The sequence below is a fragment of the Nonomuraea sp. NPDC049028 genome (assembly GCF_043197735.1).
Classification (GTDB): Bacteria; Actinomycetota; Actinomycetes; order Streptosporangiales; family Streptosporangiaceae; genus Nonomuraea.
In genome coordinates, this window is record NZ_JBICTR010000010.1 from 199,760 (window position 1) to 215,234 (window position 15,475).

Annotated in this window: 10 protein-coding genes; 5 read left to right on the forward strand and 5 right to left on the reverse strand. The window is 71.5% G+C overall.

The window, feature by feature from the left end; all coding sequences use genetic code 11:
- Positions 1 to 333 precede the first annotated feature (333 nt).
- From ACGFJ2_RS37550 to ACGFJ2_RS37560, 3 genes are read right to left on the reverse strand one after another with little or no spacing between them, the layout of a single operon-like run.
- Positions 334 to 2,355, reverse strand: coding sequence for a PQQ-binding-like beta-propeller repeat protein (locus tag ACGFJ2_RS37550; RefSeq protein ID WP_393476651.1), 2,022 nt, complete (start codon positions 2,353 to 2,355; stop codon positions 334 to 336).
- Positions 2,315 to 4,165 (reverse strand): hypothetical protein, encoded by a 1,851-nt coding sequence (locus ACGFJ2_RS37555; protein WP_393476654.1) that lies wholly within the window; start codon positions 4,163 to 4,165, stop codon positions 2,315 to 2,317. Before ACGFJ2_RS37555 ends, ACGFJ2_RS37550 begins: the two co-directional genes overlap by 41 nt.
- Before the next feature lie 51 nt (positions 4,166 to 4,216).
- Complete coding sequence (locus ACGFJ2_RS37560) at positions 4,217 to 4,861, reverse strand: HAD family hydrolase (RefSeq protein WP_357940111.1); 645 nt, start codon at positions 4,859 to 4,861, stop codon at positions 4,217 to 4,219.
- 117 nt (positions 4,862 to 4,978) lie between these two features.
- Between ACGFJ2_RS37560 and ACGFJ2_RS37565 the strand changes: the two genes are divergently transcribed.
- Both ACGFJ2_RS37565 and ACGFJ2_RS37570 read left to right on the forward strand, forming a co-directional pair.
- Positions 4,979 to 6,070: a glycerophosphodiester phosphodiesterase gene (locus ACGFJ2_RS37565; RefSeq protein ID WP_357940113.1), complete on the forward strand. Its 1,092-nt coding sequence runs from the start codon at positions 4,979 to 4,981 to the stop codon at positions 6,068 to 6,070.
- A gap of 218 nt (positions 6,071 to 6,288) precedes the next feature.
- The gene (locus ACGFJ2_RS37570; RefSeq protein WP_357940115.1) at positions 6,289 to 8,043 is read left to right on the forward strand and encodes a sensor histidine kinase; all 1,755 of its coding nucleotides are present in this window, start codon (positions 6,289 to 6,291) and stop codon (positions 8,041 to 8,043) included.
- Here ACGFJ2_RS37570 and ACGFJ2_RS37575 read toward each other — a convergent pair.
- Complete coding sequence (locus tag ACGFJ2_RS37575) at positions 8,028 to 8,672, reverse strand: response regulator transcription factor (protein ID WP_357940117.1); 645 nt, start codon at positions 8,670 to 8,672, stop codon at positions 8,028 to 8,030. The two genes, ACGFJ2_RS37570 and ACGFJ2_RS37575, sit on opposite strands and share 16 nt — an antisense overlap.
- 92 nt (positions 8,673 to 8,764) lie before the next feature.
- On the opposite strand from ACGFJ2_RS37575, the gene ACGFJ2_RS37580 reads away from it, so the two are divergent.
- Together ACGFJ2_RS37580 and ACGFJ2_RS37585 are read left to right on the forward strand one after the other, a co-directional pair.
- Positions 8,765 to 9,505: an ABC transporter ATP-binding protein gene (locus ACGFJ2_RS37580; protein WP_357940119.1), complete on the forward strand. Its 741-nt coding sequence runs from the start codon at positions 8,765 to 8,767 to the stop codon at positions 9,503 to 9,505.
- Between the two features lie 4 nt (positions 9,506 to 9,509).
- The gene (locus tag ACGFJ2_RS37585) at positions 9,510 to 12,116 is read left to right on the forward strand and encodes an FtsX-like permease family protein (protein ID WP_393476660.1); all 2,607 of its coding nucleotides are present in this window, start codon (positions 9,510 to 9,512) and stop codon (positions 12,114 to 12,116) included.
- Between the two features lie 72 nt (positions 12,117 to 12,188).
- Here the strand turns inward: ACGFJ2_RS37585 and ACGFJ2_RS37590 are convergent, their stop codons facing one another.
- A complete protein-coding gene (locus tag ACGFJ2_RS37590) occupies positions 12,189 to 13,724 on the reverse strand; it encodes a long-chain fatty acid--CoA ligase (RefSeq protein WP_357941462.1) in 1,536 nt (511 codons plus the stop codon).
- Between the two features lie 174 nt (positions 13,725 to 13,898).
- On the opposite strand from ACGFJ2_RS37590, the gene ACGFJ2_RS37595 reads away from it, so the two are divergent.
- Positions 13,899 to 15,443, forward strand: a complete 1,545-nt coding sequence (locus ACGFJ2_RS37595) for a GMC family oxidoreductase (RefSeq protein ID WP_393476663.1) — start codon at positions 13,899 to 13,901, stop codon at positions 15,441 to 15,443.
- Positions 15,444 to 15,475 lie beyond the last annotated feature (32 nt).

The following is a 15,475-nucleotide window of genomic DNA, read 5'->3' on the forward strand; positions in this document are numbered from 1 at the left end:
GACCCGACCGACGTCGCGACCCGGCAGCCAGGAGTGTTCTGATGATGTTGTTGGTCAGGGTTCCGATCATGTAGGTCGGGGGTCAGGCCGGCGGCATGATCGGCATCGTCCCGAGCGGCCGATGGAGCCGGATGTGTGGGACGCCTGCCGGGAGTTGATCCCGGCAGGCAGCGCGTACGCGTTTTCGGCGTGTGAAGGACGGCGCCGCGCCGCCGCCCGGACGATGCACGCGAAAGCCACAGGCCTGGCACAGGCGGCCAGCCGCGGACAGGGTTTCCAGCAGCGCGAGCCGGGTGGCCGGCTCACCGGTGATTCGCACCGAACGACCCGTACTCACCCGGGGCGCCGGTCAAGCTCGGCCGGATTCGGCCCGGGGAGTCCGTCCGTGGCACGCAGCGCGTACAGGTTGCCGTTCGAGCTGCCGACGTAGACAAGACCGCCGGCCACGACCGGCAGCGTCTGGAAATGGCCGCCCGTCTGGAAGCGCCAGCGGGGCGCGCCGGTGGCCGCGTCCAGCGCGTGCAGCATGCCACCCTCGTCTCGGGCGAAGACAGTGTCCCCGTGGACCGACACCTTGGCGGTGAGCGGCCTGCTCCACCGTTCTTGCCCGGTTTCGGGGTCGAGGGCGTGCAGGTCCTGGCCGCCGATGTAGACCGTCCCTCGTGACTCGGTCACGCTCCAGAGGCCGCTGTCGCCTGCGGTGGTGAGCCTCCATCGCTCCTGGCCGGAGGCGGTGTCCAACGCGTACGTGCGTCCGGCGAGGTCGCCGAGGTAGACGGTGCCGCCGATCATGATGGGGTCGTACCGGACGAGGTCGCCGAAGCCGGCGCGCCATCGCGCCTTCCCCGTGGCGGGGTCGAGCGCGACCACCCTCGCGCCGGTGACCGCGAAGATGGCCTCCTTGGTCGCGGTGAGGTAACCGGCCGGGATGGAGTTGGCGGCGCCCAGACGGGAGCGCCAGCGAAGGGCGCCCGTCTTGGCGTCGAGGGCGGACAGCAGGCCTTGCTCGCTGCCCACGCGACCTTCCTGGCTGCTCACGTAGACGGTGCCGGCGGCCACGGCCACGTTGCCCAGGGAGCCGGGGACGCGGAATCGCCACCGCTGCTTGCCGGTGGCGGCGTCCAGCGCGATGACGTGGGTGAAGCCGACGCCCGCGTACACGCCGCCGGCCTGGATCACGATGTCACTGGCGTCAAACTGGCGGTTCCATCGCATCCGGTCGGTGGCGGCGTCGACGGCCGCCACCCCGTCGCTCCTCGCGCCGTAGAGTAGGCCGTCCACCAGCATGGGCGCGGCCGGTCCTGACCTCCAGCGCATACGGCCGGTGGCGGCGTCCAGGGCGTACAGCCCGTCGTCGGCGCCGGCGTAGACGACATCGCCGTCCACCACCGGGTCGGCGCGGACGCCCTCGTCGGCGAGGTGGGTCCAGCCGCCCGTCCGCGCCGGAGGACGGACGCGCTCCCCTGGCCGGTAGCGGGCCATCAGGTTGTCGCGCACCCGGGCCGCGGCCAGGCGTTGGACCAGCCTGGATGGCGACGTCAGATGGACGATGACCGGGCCCACGTTGACGAGCGTCGCGCCGAAGGTCCCGCGGGGGCCGTGGGCCGTGTAGGAGAAGATGCCCTCGCCCTCGATCGTGGGGTCGTAGTCGAAGCTCTCGTGCCCCTTGATCTGCCCGGCCGCGGCGGCGAAGAGGGCGCCGGCGTCCGGGGACACCCAGCTCACGGAGAGCGAGACGACTCCGCGGTCGTCCTCGGGCGGCACCCAGTCGCAGGTCACGGGCTTGGGCAGCGTGAGGCGGCCCAGCGACCTGCGGCCGGGGAGGAAGCGGGCGCCGGGGGCGACGTCGCGCGGAGTGAGCAAGGAGCACGCGTCCGGCCAGTCGCCCGGCGGGACGCCGCCGAGCGCGACGGGCCCAGTGGGACGTCCGTAGACGGGACGGAAGGCGGTGACATGGGCGTCACTGTGGATGAGGGCCAGGTGCGAGGTCGACCCCAGGAGAGTGATGTAGTGGGGGAGCGGCCTGTCCAGGGGGAATGCGCCGAGACGGCCGGTATCGCGGTCGCGCGAGATAAGGAAGCCGGGCAGCGGCCACGCGTTGTTCGAGTCGAATCCGGCGGAGTCCTCGACGTCGGGATGACGGCCGACCTCCAACGGCATGCTCCAGCGGCCGTTGCCGCCGAGCCCGTGAGAGATGGGCAGGTCAGAGATAGGCCGCGGCGTGCCGTCCTCGGCGAAGAGGAACCGCTCGTCGTGTACATCCGCGACGACGAAGCCCTCCGGCGCCTGCTCGTACCCGATCCACGCGCCGTCGTTACCTGCTCGACCGTGTCGGAGCCGTGCGCGTTGTACCACTCGGTGAACACGACGCCGAACGCGGCCAAAACCACGGCGCTGGCGATCCCCGCCAGCCACGCAAGCAGCCCTTTCGACCGGGCAGGATCAGACGCCCAGCTCGCTTCAGTAGCGCGGGCCGCTCGGACTTCCCCGGATAGACCATGATGAGGAACTCCTGCCGGGCATCCTCATCCCTCTTCAGCGCGGCCTTCGCGCCGCGCATGTGCACCCGAACCCGGTAGCGGCCCGGGCCGTTGATCGCCAGGTTCTTCAGGCCGACCCCGTCGTCACCGGTGAAGGCGAGGGCGCCGTTGCCGCTGCGGTACCCCACCTCCACCACCTTCTCCCAGCCCTTCAGCTCGACGGGGGGCCGCCTGCGGTAGGCCTCCCCGGTGACGCACACGTGCATGGCCTCGTCGGCGGTCAGGATGCTGAGCTGCCCGGGCGCGCTCCCCACCAGCCCGTTGGTGAAGGCGTTGTCGAGCGCGGGGAAGTCGTCGTCCGGGTCGTCCTCGTACGCGTTGATGCTGCCGGCCTCTGACCACAGCGTGGCCCGGTAGGTCCGGGACGCGCGGATCGACGGCCGGTGTCCCGGCACCTCGGCGCAGCGCGCGCGGGCCTTCGCGATGAAGGCGGCGTTGGCGTCCTGTTGCTGCTCGGCCTGCTGGTTCTGGCGCTGCTCGACCTCCGGGCACAAGTACGCGAGCGCCTCGACCGTCTCATAATTCCGCAGGTACGTCCCCAGCGGCCCCTCCTCGGCCCGCCGATTCGGTGCGCCGTCGCGCAGGACCGCCTCGCACAGCCGCCGGCCGATCGCGACCACTCGATCATCGGGCACACCGGCGAACTGCCCCGGCAGCTCACCGTCCTGTCTGACGAGGCAGACGAAGGCGAGCTCGCGCTGCCCGGCGGACGGTCGCACGGGGACGTAGCGGGCGGTTTGCCACGGTTCGCAGGCCGAGGAGCTCGCCGCTGTGATCTTCCCGATCGGTGCGTCCATGCGCGGCACGGTGACCAGCAGCAGGACGACGGCGAGCGTGACGGCGACGCGGACGTCCGGACTCCGGTACGGCCATCGCACGCGGCGTACGCGTACCGCCACGATGATCAGAACGGCGGTGACGACATCGTAGAGCTGCCAGGCCCACGAGGCGGGCTCGTACATCTGACCCCAGGTTCGCGCGCATCCCTCACCGGCGACCGCGTCGAATCCGGCCATCAAGAAGGCCAGCGCCCCGAACAACCCCAAAGGGATCACTGTGGCCCAGCCGACCGCGCGGCCCCACCGCCGGTAGCCCTTGCGCACCAGCAGCGCCCACACTCCGAAGCCCACCGCCACCACCGCGGGTTGCGGCACAAGGTGCAAGGGGGACAGCAGGAAGCTGGCCGATAGGTAGACCTCGAAGCCGGGACAGCTCCCCCACATCGCGAACAAGTCGTACTCGGTCGTGGTCGAAGAGAACAGGGAGCTCGCGTACGGGATGCTCACCAGCGCGAAGGCGACGCTCCACAGTGTCAGCGACAGTCGCCACCGCACCGGGAGGACTTCTCGCGGGCCGATCCCCTGACGGCGGCCGACCAGGAACAGCAGTATCGCGGCCGCGGCGAGGGCGGCGCCGATCAGCAGCAGCGCGGCGTCGTCGAAGGGCAGGAGGGCGGCAATGCCGGTGCGGTGGCCGGCGGCGACGGCGGGAGCTTCGCCCATGGCGAGCCGGTCTCGCACCTCCGCCTCGCTCGGCCGGCCGAGCCCGGTGAGCGGCGGCGTGACGGCGGCCGCGGCGAGCAGGATCAGGAGCGCCGCGCTCAGCCGGAGGACCCATCGCCGCATACCTATCGCTCCCGTTGTTCGTGGGGAACGGGGTCCCGGCGTGAAGAGCCGCTAATAGTCGACATCGAGCAGGGCGATCGCTTCCAGTACGTCGGTCACCTTGTGGTCCGCCCCCGGGGATAACCCCGGGGACAGGCCGCGGTCGATCCAGATCGTGTGCAGGCCGGCGCCGCGTCCGCCCGCCACGTCCTTCTCCACGTCGTCCCCGATCATCCAGTCCCCGTCCGCGAGCGTGGTGTCGCACCGGCGGGCGGCGATCTCGAACAGTTCGCGGTCCGGCTTGCTGAAGCCCTCGGCGTCGGAGATGGCCCAGCCGTCCACCCGGTCCACCAGGCCGCTGTGGTGGATCTTGCCGGACTGGTTGTCGGCCATGCCGTTGGTCACGATGCCGACCCGCCAGCCGGACATGCGCAGGCGATCGAGGGACTCGAGTACGGCCGGGCGGCAGGTGACGAGGTGCGGCAGGCGGTCACGGTAGCCCTGCCACAGCGACTCGGCCGACTCGGCGAGCCCGAACCGCTCGCGGACGTGGGTGAAGAACGTGCTCATCGGGATGGAGCCGTCAGCGTCCAGCTCGATCATCCACGCCACATCCTGCGCGCCCAGTCCCCTGTCGGCGGCGAACTCGGCGGCCCAGCGCTTGAAGGCGTCCAGGCGGTCGATCAGGGTGTTGTCGAGGTCGAAGAGTGCCAGCACGCCTCAGGACCATACAGGTGTTCGATGACGCGCGGCGGCCTTCCGCGCAACAGGTGATCAACGGTTGTGCGCCCGGTGGTCACTCACCGGCCACTTTGCCGGTCTAACGTACGCGGCATGCTGACGCGCAGATTATTCGCGAGCGCTCTGGCCGTCCTGACCGGTGGTACGGTCGCGGTCGTGCTGCTCCAGCCCAACACCGCCACGGCCGAGCGCCGCGCCCAGGCCCCCGTCGTCATCGGGCACCGGGGCGCCAGCGCCCACCGGCCCGAGCACACGCTGCTGTCGTACGAGGCGGCCATCGCGATGGGCGCCGACTACATCGAGCCCGACCTGGTCTCCACCAAGGACCACATCCTGGTGGCCAGGCACGAGAACGACATCACCGGCACCACCGACGTGGCCGCGCATCCGGAGTTCGCCGACCGGCGCGCCACCAAGACGGTCGACGGGCGGCCGATCACCGGGTGGTTCACCGAGGACTTCACGCTGGCCGAGCTGAAGACGCTACGGGCCAAGGAACGCGTGCCCGACCTGCGGCCCGACAACACGGCCTTCGACGGGGTGGCGGAGATCCCGACGTTCGAGGAGGTCGTGCGGCTGGCGCAGCGCCACGGCGTGGGCGTCTATCCCGAGACCAAGCATCCGACGTACTTCGACTCCATCGGCCTGTCGCTGGAGGAGCCGCTGCTGGAGACGCTCAACAGCAACCACATGCGCAAGGTGTACATCCAGTCGTTCGAGACCGCGAACCTGCGGGAGCTGCGCAAGAAGACCAGGCTGCCGCTGATCCAGCTGATCACGTTCGGTGGGGCGCCGTACGACTGGGTCGCCGCCGGAGATCAGCGTACTTATGACGACATGGTGAAGCCGGAAGGGCTGCGTGAGGTGGCCTCGTACGCGAACGGGATCGGCGTGGACACCCGCCGCGTCGTGCCCGTGGGAGCGGACGGCAAGCTGACGGAGCCCACCACACTCGTCCAGGACGCCCACCGCAGGCGACTGGACGTGCATGTCTGGACCGTCCGCAACGAGAACTCCCAGCTCCCCCTCGACTACCGGCTGGGCAACCCGGCCAGCCCCGCCTTCCCGCGCGCCACCGGAGACGTGATGGGCTGGCTGAACAGGCTGCTCGACCTGGGCGTGGACGGCGCGTTCTGCGACGACCCGGCCATGGGCCGGGCCGTGGTGGCTCAGCGGACAAGCTAGCCCGGATCGACTGATCGACGTGGGCGGGCCGCTCGCTCCGCCGGAGCGGGTGATGGACGTGGGCGGGCCGCCGTGACGTCGGTCGGCCGGAGCGGGTGATGGACGTGGGCGGGCCGCCGTGACGTCGGTCGGCCGGAGCGGGTGATGGACGTGGGCGGGCCGCCGTGACGTCGGTCGGCGGGCCCGCTCGTTAGAGTGGGCGGATCTTCAGAATCGCCGTGCTCGCCGTCGCCCTCGTGGCGACGGCGGGAGACCTCGTCTGGGGGCTCAGCCACGCCGCGACGCCGCCCCTCACCCAGCTGCCCCTGCTCGCCGTGGGCCTCGCGGGCGGCTGGTCATTCGTCGTCTCGGGCCTCTTCGTCAGGGCCAGGCGGCCCATGGGCGGTACGGGCGGGCTGATGGCCGCGGTGGGGCTCTGCCTGCTGCTGTCGGGCGTGAACTACCTTCCGGAACGCTGGGCCCTGCTGACCGGGAACGTGATCGGGTGGCTGGCCCTGACACTGCTCGCGCACGTCGTGCTGATCATGCCCGAAGGCAGGGCCGTCGGGCGCAGGCAGCGGGCCACGGTCCTGGTCCTGTACCTCGGCATGGCGCAGGCGCTGGCGGTCTGGCTGCGGTTCGGCCGGCTCGGCGACGGCAGCTGCACCTGCCTGCCGCTGCTGCCCGGCGGCGAGGACGTCTCGCGGCCGCTGATCGCGGCCGTGGCCGTCTTCCTGTGGCTCTTCGGGCTGGGGATGACGGCGATGCTCGGCTGGCGCTGGCTGGTCCGGCTGCCCGCGCCGCGCCGCCACACGTTCGCTCCGGTCGCGCTGGCGGGCGGGCTGATGCTGCTCACCACCTGGACCCGGCAGGCCGTCTACATCTGGCCGGACGCCACCAACTCCCTTCTCCAGGCGGTCCTGCACGGGGTGCAATTGCTCACGCTGGCGACCTGGCCGCTGGGGGTGCTCGCGGGACTCATGCGCGCCCGGCTCGACCAGGCGGCGGTGGCGCGGCTGGCGACCGGGCTGGACCTGTCGCCCGGCGCATTGGAGAAGACGCTCGCGAGCGTGCTGCGCGACCCGACGCTACGCCTCGGGTACTGGACCGGCGACGGGTACGTCGACGCGGCGGGCGATCCGCTGACCGTCCCGGGAACGCGGTCCGCCAGCGTGTCGGGCGACCCGTTGACGGTCCCGGGAACGCGGTCCGCCGCGTACCTGGAGGTCGGTGGGGAACCGGCCGCCGTGCTCCTGTACGACCCGGCGCTGGACCTCGACCCGGAGCCGGTGCGGTCGGTGGCGGCCATCACCCGGCTGATCGTGGAGAACGAGCGCATGCGGGCCGAGCTGGCCGCCCAGCTCGTGGAGGTGCGGGCGTCCAGGGCCCGCATCGTGGCCGCCGGCGACGCCGAACGCAGCCGCATCGAACGCAACCTGCACGACGGAGCCCAGCAGCGGCTCGCCGGCCTCGCGGTGCTGCTCGGGCACGCCCGGCTGCGCAACGCCGACGCCGAGGTGGCGGAGCTGCTCGACGAGGCGGTGACGGGGGTACGGGCGGCGCTGGCCGAGCTACGCGAGCTGGCTGGCGGCATCCATCCGGCCATCCTGAGCCAGTCGGGGCTGGCCGCCGCGCTGCACTCGCTCGCGGAGCGCTCGCCCGTTCCCGCCGTGGTGGAGGAGGCGCCGGACGGACGGCTGCCGCCCGACGCCGAGCAGGCCGCCTACTTCGTCGCCGCCGAGGCGCTCGCCAACGTGGCCAAGCACGCGGACGCGTCCAAGGCGTCGATCAGGGCCGTCGTGCGTGATGGCGTCCTGCTGCTGGAGGTGACGGACGACGGGACGGGCGGCGCGCGGCCGGAGTCAGGTACGGGCCTGCGCGGCCTCGCCGACCGGGTGGCCGCACTCGACGGCCTGCTGCACGTGCACAGCCCACCAGGCCAGGGCACCCGCGTGACGGCCGAGATCCCGCTCGCCGGTCAGGAGCGCAAATAGGTCAGGACGGCCAGGACGCGACGGTGGTCGTCCTCCGTCGCGGTCAGGCCCAGCCGGACGAAGATGTTGTGCACGTGCGTTTCCACCGTCTTGGGGCTCAGGTGCAGGCGGCGGCTGATCGCCTGGTTGGAACGGCCTTCGGCCATCAACCCGAGCACCTCCCGCTCCCGGCCGCTGAGCCGGGCGACCGGGCCGTCGCCGCGTCGCCTGCCGACGAGCCGCTGGACGACGTCCGGATCGATCACCGTGGCCCCGTCGCGTACCCGCTTGAGCGCGTCGGTCAGCTCGGTGACGTCGGCGACCCGGTCCTTGAGCAGGTAGCCCACTCCCCGGGCGTCCTCGCCCAGCAGGCCGACCACGTGCCGCGTCTCGATGTGGTTCGACAGCACCAGGACGCCCACCCCTGGATGTTCCCTGCGGATGAGGTGCGCCGCCTCCAGCCCCTCGGCGTTGAACCCGGGCGGCATCCGTACGTCCACGACGACCACGTCGGGCGGGTCCGCCCGGACCGAGGTCAGCAGGCTCGCGGCGTCGCCGACCTCCGCGGAGACCGTGACACCGCAGTCTCCGAGCAGCCTGGCCAGCCCTTGCCTGAACAACACGCTGTCCTCAGCCAGCACGACGCGCATAGTGCGGGACAGCCTAGCTTTCCGGGTTAACCCTGAGCGGATTGGGGGACTGCCCGGTGGGCAGCCCGGCCCGGTGTTGCCAGCATTCCAGGGTGAAAGACTTCGACTCCACGGCGGCCATCAGGCTGATAGAGGTGACCCGGCGTTTCGGCCGGGGCAAGAGCGCCGTGGCCGCGCTGCGTGGCGTTTCCGTCGGGCTGAGGGCCGGCTCGTTCAACGCGATCATGGGACCGTCGGGATCGGGTAAGAGCACCCTGCTGCAGTGCGCGGCGGGCCTGGACCGGCCGACATCCGGCCGCGTGTTGCTGGGCGAGACAGACCTGGCCACGATGAACGAGTCACAGCTGACCAAGCTGCGCCGGGACCGGATCGGCTTCGTGTTCCAGTCCTTCAATCTCATCCCCGCGCTGACGGCGCGGCAGAACATCACGCTGCCGCTGCGGCTGGCGGGTCGCCGCGCCGACCAGGAGTGGCTGGCCGACCTGGTCAAGCGCACCGGGCTGAGCCATCGGATCGGCCACCGGCCGACGGAGATGTCGGGCGGTCAGCAGCAGCGGGTGGCCATCGCCCGCGCGCTGATCACCCGGCCGGCCGTGGTCTTCGGGGACGAGCCGACGGGCGCGCTCGACATCGCCACAGGCCGGGAGATCCTCACGCTGCTCAGGGAGGTCGTCGACGCGCTCGGCCAGACCCTGGTGATGGTGACCCACGACCCCGTCGCCGCCTCGTACGCCGACCAGGTGCTCTTCCTGGCCGACGGCTCGATCGTCGACAGCATGGATCGGCCCACCGCCGACCAGGTCGCCTCGCGGCTGACGCGCCTGGGCGGGTGACGGCATGCTGCGCCTCACGTTGAGCACCATCCGTACCCGCAAGATCGGGTTCGCCGGGTCCGTCGCCTCCGTGCTGGTCGCGGTGGCGTTGATCTCGGCCTGCTTCATGATGATCCAGTCGGGGCTGAGCGCGACGCCCGAGGTGGACCGGTTCGGGGCCACGGCCGCCGTCGTACGCGCCGATACGGATCTGCACGTCGGTTCGGGCGACGACGAGGAGGCTGTGCCGCTGGAGGAACCGCCCCGCCTCTCGGCGGCGCGGCTGGCCGAGTTGCGTGCCGTGCCCGGTGTCGCGGACGTGGTCGCCGACACGCCGTTCTACGCGCAGGCGGTGGACCGGCACGGCGCCGCCCTGGCCGGGCCGGGCAGCGGGCCGTCGTGGGGGCACGGCTGGCCGGTCGCGCGGCTCACCCCGTTCGTGCTGAACGCCGGGCGGGGTCCGGAGGCGGACGACGAGGTCGTGCTCGACGCCGACCTGGCGCGGCGCGCCTCCGTCCGCCCAGGGGACGAGGTACGGGTCGTCACCGTGGCGGGCACCCAGCGTTTCCGGGTCAGCGGCGTGGCGCGGCTGGACAGCGGCCGGGCCGGACTGCCGACGCAGTCGGCGCTCTTCTTCACCGAGCGGGCCGCCGCCCGGCTGTCCGGCGCGGACGGTTCGGTGGAATTCGCCGGAGTGCTCGCCCGCCCCGGGATCTCGGGCGCCGAGCTGGCGGACCGCCTGCGCCAGACCCTCCGGGATCCCGGTCTGCGGGTGCTGACCGGGGGCGAGCGGGCTCGGGCGGGGGCGCCGGAGACGGCGGAGAAGCTGGAGTACTCGACGCAGCTGTTCGGGCCGATGGCCGGGATCGGCGGTTTCCTCGCCGTCTTCGTCATCGGCGGCACCTTCGGCCTGTCGATCCTGCAACGCCGCCGCGAGATCGCGCTGCTGCGGGCCATCGGCACCACACCGGGACAGATCAGCCGCATGATCGCCGGGGAGGCGGTCGTGGTGGCGCTGGTGGCCGCCCTGCCGGGCTACGCGCTGGGCGTCCCGCTGGCGCGTCTGCTGCGCGCCGTGCTGGTCGGGCAGGGGCTCGCGCCGCCGGAGTTCGTCGTGGTGACGGGCCCGCTGCCGCTGGTCATCGGGGGTGGCGCCGGGCTGCTGCTGACGCTGCTGTCGGCGCTCACCGCGGTACGCCAGGCGGCCCGGGTCCGCCCGGCCGAGGCGCTCCAGGAGGCCGTCGGGCCGCGGCGGGTGATGACCGTGCCGCGCCTGCTGTTCGCGCTGGTCATGCTGGCCGGCGGGGCGGCCGTCCTGGCGCTCAGCCAACATCTCGGCGGTGAGGTCGGCGTCGCCTTCCTGGCCCTGGTGGTCATCCTGTTCATCGGCGCGGCCGGGCTGCTGTCCCCGGTCCTGACGCGGGTGCTCGAGGGGCCGGCCGGCGCGGTCGTCGGGGCCGTCACGCGGACGACCGGCTGGCTGGCGCATGCCAACTCCGCCGCCGCCGTCCGCCGGGTGTCGTCGGCCGCGGCGGCGATCATGATCAGCGTGGCCATGGCCGGGTACGCGCTGCTGGTGACCGCCGTGCTGAACGACACCTCGGCGGCCCAGGGCCGGGAACGGGTCGTCGCGGACCGCGTCCTGGTGCCACGCAACGGCCCCGGGCTGCCTCCCGGCGTCGCCGACACGGCCCGGCGGTTGCCCGGCGCCGAGACGGTCTCCGCCGTGCGCGCGACCTCGTTCGTGTCGTACGTTCTCGGCACGCCCGACGTGGTGCCCGCGCAGCTGGTGGACCCCGGCACCATCGGCAAGGTGCTCGACCTGCGCGTCCTGGAAGGCTCGCTCGCCGCCGTCAAGGAGGCGGGGACAGTCGCGGTCAGCCGTACCCACGCCGGTGAGCACGGCTGGCACGTCGGATCCCGTTTCCACGGGTGGCTGGCCGACGGCAGCCCCGTCGACCTGCGCGTGGGCGCCGTCTTCGACCGGGGGCTCGGCTTCGCCGACATCGTCCTCCCACGCACCGAAGCACGCACCGAAGCACGGGCCGGGGCACAGACCGGGGTACGGGCCGGGGTACGGGCCGGGCTCGACAGCGCCGTCCTGGTCCGCGCCCGTCCGGGGCACGCCGACGAGCTGGACCGGGCGCTGGCCGCCTTCGAGCGGGAGCAGCCGGCCGTACGGGCGCTGGACCGGGAGGAGTACGGTGGGGCCGCCGAGACGTCGATCGAGCGGAACATCACCGGGACCTACCTGGTGCTCGCCGTGCTGGTGTCGTTCACGGCGGTGTCGCTGGTGAACACGCTGGTCATGGGGACCGCGGCCAGGACCAGGGAGTTCGCGCTGCTGCGGGCGGTCGGGGCGAGCCGCAGGCAGATCGTCCGCATGATCGGCTGGGAGACGGGAATCGTGCTGGCGATCGGGGTGGTCGTCGGGACGGTGATCGCCTGCGTCGCGCTGGCCGGGGCCAACGGGGCGCTGTCGGGCAGCATGATGCTGACCGGGTTGCCGATGCCGCTCTACCCGCTGGTGCTGGCGGGTGTCGCCGTCATGGGGCTGGCGAGCGGCCTGCTGGCGGCGGGAATGGCGCTGCTCTCCCGCCCGATGGACGCCCTGGGAGGCGCCCGCGAGTGACGGCGCGGCGCACACGCGGCACCTCGGCCGTGACGGCGCCACGCCGTCACGGCCGGTCGGGTTCCGAGGCGGCTACCGGAGCTCGCGCTTGAGGATCTTGCCCGTGGCGGTCATCGGCAGCGCGTCGCGGAACTCCACGACACGCGGGTACTTGTAGGCCGCCATGTTCTCCTTGGCCCAGGCGATCAGCTCCTCCTCGGTCGCGGTCGAGCCGGGCGTACGGATGATGTACGCCTTGATCTCCTCGCCGTGCGAGTCATGCGGTACGCCCACGACGGCGGCCAGCGAGACGGCCTCGTGGGTCATCAGGACCTCTTCGAGCTCGCGCGGGTAGACGTTGAACCCGCCACGGATGATCATGTCCTTGGACCGGTCGACGATCGAGTAGTAGCCGTCGGCGTCGCGGGTGGCGATGTCGCCGCTGCGGAACCAGCCGTCGCGCATCACCTCGGCCGTGGCCTCCGGACGGCCGTAGTAGCCCTTCATGATGTTGTGGCCGCGGATCGCGATCTCGCCCGGCTCCTCGCCCTCGACCGTCTTCCAGTCGCTGTCGATGAGCTTCATCTCCACGCCCCAGATCGGGGTGCCGACCGTGCCCGGCTTGGCGGGGTGGTCCGGCTGGTTGAAGCTGGCCACCGGCGAGGTCTCCGACAGGCCGTACCCCTCGAGGATGGCGACGCCGAAGGTCTTCTCGAAGTCCTTCAGCACCTCCAGCGGAGAGGCGGAGCCGCCCGCCACGGCGGTCTTCAGGCTCGCGGGCGGCGCGACGCCGTCCGCGTGGACCTTCGACAGCATCGCCCAGTACATGGTCGGCACGCCGGCGAAGAACGTGACGCCCTCCTTGGCCATGAGCGCCAGCGCGTCGCCCGGCTCGAAGCGCGGCATCAGCACGACCGTGGCCCGCCGCAGGAACCCCTGGTTCATCACGACCGTCTGCCCGAACGAGTGGAACAGCGGCAGCACCGCCATCATCACGTCGCCGCCCTCGGCGCTCGGGAACATCCGGTCGCAGACGATGGCGTTCATCAGCATGTTCTGGTGGCTGAGCTCGGCGCCCTTGGGCTGGCCCGTGGTGCCGGAGGTGTAGAGGATCACCGCCGTGTCCTCGGCCGCCGTCTGCACGGTCTCGAACACGCCGGACATGCCGTCGAGCGCCGCCCAGATCGACTCGCCGTACACGGACTCGGTCGCCAGCGGCGTGGCGGGCAGCACGAAGAAGTGCTCGCACCCCTCGGCCGCCTCGAAGCCGGCCTTGCCGCGCTCGCCCAGCGGCAGCTCGGGCGTGCCCTCGAAGCAGAACAGCGCCTTGGCGTCGCTGTCGTCAAGGTGGTAGGCGATCTCCCGCGACTGCAGCAGCACGTTGAGGGGTACCACCGTCGCCCCGGCCTTGAGGATGCCGTAGTAGACGAAGGGGAAGTACGGCAGGTTGGGGCAGGCCAGCGCGACCTTGTCACCCTTGCCGATGCCGCGCGAGACCAGCAGGTTGGCCACCTGTGCCGCCACGGTGTCGATCATTGAGTACGGCAGGCGCATGTCACCGAAGACGATGGCCGTGCCGTCCGGCGTGGCCCTGGCACTGTCCTCCAGGACGATCGACAGGTTGAGCATGAGCGCCTTCCTCCCTGTGTACGGCTTGCGCGCCATCATGGCAGGAAGGCATACCGGCCGGTAGGGCCAAAACCCGTACCCTACGGTCACCAGAGACGCCGTTACGGATGCGTATGGACGCGGTACATCGCCTGGAGTAAGCAAGTACCAGATTACTTACGCCTGGGAGGGGCCATGGAGTACGACTACGTGATCGTCGGGGCCGGGTCGGCGGGGTGTGTCCTGGCCAACAGGCTGTCGGCCGATCCCGGTGTGTCCGTGGCGCTGATCGAGGCGGGCGGCAAGGACGACAAGCTGGAGATCCGCATGCCCGCGGGCTTCGCCAAGCTGTTCAAGACCGACTACGACTGGAACTACACCACCGCCAAGCAGAGCGAGATGTCCGGCCGCGAGCTCTACTGGCCCAGGGGCAGGGTGCTCGGCGGCTCGTCCTCACTCAACGCGCAGATGTGGGTACGCGGCTGCGAGCGCGACTACGACCAGTGGGGGATCCCGGGCTGGACCTACGACGACGTCCTGCCGTACTTCATCAAGGCCGAGCACCGCGTCGGCAGCAACAACGGCGGTGTCTACGGCTCGTCCGGCCCGCTGTTCATCTCCGAGCTGCGTAGTCCCAACGTCACCACCGCGGCCTTCCTCAAAGCCTGCGACGAGCTCGGATTACAGCGGCTGGCCGAGCTCAACGGCCGCTCCAACGAGGGCTACAGCGCCACGCCTGTCACCCAGAACCGGGGCAGGAGGTGGAGCTCCGCCGACGCGTACCTGCGCCCGGCGTTGAAGCGGCCCAACCTGACGGTGATCACCGGCGCGACCGTGGACCGGGTGGTGTTCGACGGCACGCGGGCCGTCGGCGTCGAGCACGACGGCGGCGCGCAGATCAAGGCCAGGCGGGAGGTCATCCTGTCGGCGGGGGCGATCGGCTCCCCGTACCTGCTCATGCGCTCCGGGGTCGGCGCGGCCGACGAGCTGCGCGACGAGGACATCACGGTCGTGCGGGACCTGCCCGAGGTCGGCAAGAACCTGCAGGACCACCTGTCGACCGGCGTGTACGTGCAGTCCAAGCAGCCGGTCACGCTGACCAAGGCGGAGTCGATCGGCAACCTCCTGCGCTACATCGTGCTGCGCTCCGGCATGCTCACCACGAACGTGGGCGAGGCGGTGGCCTTCATCAGGACGTCGCCGGAGGAGCCCGCCCCCGACATCGAGCTGATCTTCGCGCCCGGCCCGTTCATCGACCACGGCCTCACGCCGCCGACCGGCCACGGGCTGACCGTCGGCGTGGTGCTGCTGCAGCCGGAGAGCCGCGGCCGGGTCGAGCTGAGCGGCCGCGAGGTGGTGATCGACCCCGGCTACCTGACCCGGGAGGCCGACGTCAAGCGGCTGGTCGCCGGGCTGAAGACGGCCAAGCAGGTCTTCGCCACCGCCGCGATGAGCAAGTACGCGGGCGGCCCGATGGCCCCCTACCAGGGGCCCGAGAGCGACACCGAGCTCGCTCAGTGGGTACGCGAGCGCGGCGAGACCCTCTACCACCCGGTCGGCACCTGCCGCATGGGCACCGACGCCGAGTCGGTCGTCGACCCGGAGCTCAAGGTACGCGGCCTCGACGGGCTCAGGGTCGTGGACGTGTCGATCATGCCGACCCTGAACCGTGGACACACGCACGCCCCGGCCATCATGATCGGCGAAAAGGGAGCCGAGCTCATCACCAAGCGCCCTTGACGTAAGTGACTACTTGCAGAAGGCTTGGTGTT

Excerpts from the sequence above, each read along its gene's own strand:
- ACGFJ2_RS37555 (WP_393476654.1), bottom strand. The coding sequence starts at position 4,165 with ATGCGGCGATGGGTCCTCCGGCTGAGCGCGGCGCTCCTGATCCTGCTC.
- ACGFJ2_RS37565 (WP_357940113.1), top strand. The coding sequence starts at position 4,979 with ATGCTGACGCGCAGATTATTCGCGAGCGCTCTGGCCGTCCTGACCGGT.
- ACGFJ2_RS37575 (WP_357940117.1), bottom strand. The coding sequence starts at position 8,672 with ATGCGCGTCGTGCTGGCTGAGGACAGCGTGTTGTTCAGGCAAGGGCTG.
- ACGFJ2_RS37585 (WP_393476660.1), top strand. The coding sequence starts at position 9,510 with ATGCTGCGCCTCACGTTGAGCACCATCCGTACCCGCAAGATCGGGTTC.
- ACGFJ2_RS37590 (WP_357941462.1), bottom strand. The coding sequence starts at position 13,724 with ATGCTCAACCTGTCGATCGTCCTGGAGGACAGTGCCAGGGCCACGCCG.
- ACGFJ2_RS37595 (WP_393476663.1), top strand. The coding sequence starts at position 13,899 with ATGGAGTACGACTACGTGATCGTCGGGGCCGGGTCGGCGGGGTGTGTC.